This window comes from Hylemonella gracilis ATCC 19624, assembly GCF_000211835.1.
In the GTDB taxonomy this organism is placed as follows: domain Bacteria; phylum Pseudomonadota; class Gammaproteobacteria; order Burkholderiales; family Burkholderiaceae_C; genus Hylemonella; species Hylemonella gracilis.
In genome coordinates this window covers 1-305 of the sequence record NZ_AEGR01000005.1, presented here as the reverse complement: position 1 = coordinate 305, position 305 = coordinate 1, and the positions used below count along the sequence as shown (strand labels likewise).

Annotated in this window: 1 protein-coding gene; it reads left to right on the top strand. The window is 69.2% G+C overall.

Annotation, left to right across the window (positions count from 1 at the left end):
• A partial coding sequence (locus HGR_RS00360) for a methyl-accepting chemotaxis protein (RefSeq protein ID WP_006296041.1) occupies positions 1-305 on the top strand: 305 nt, incomplete at both ends.

Sequence of the window (305 nt, the reverse complement as noted above, 5' to 3'; positions counted from 1 at the left end):
CGTGGCTTCGCCGTGGTGGCGGGCGAGGTGCGCGCGTTGGCGCAGCGCAGCGCCGAGGCCGCCAAGGAAATCAAGGGCCTGATCACCGACAGCGTGCACCGCGTCGAGCAGGGCACGGCCCTGGCCGACAAGGCCGGCGGCACCATGACCGAGATCGTGGCCAGCATCCAGCGGGTGAGCAGCATCATGGCGGAGATCAGCGTGGCCAGCAGCGAACAGACCGCGGGCGTGACCCAGGTGGGTGAAGCCGTCGCCAACATGGATCAGACCACCCAGCAGAACGCCGCCCTGGTGGAGGAAATGGC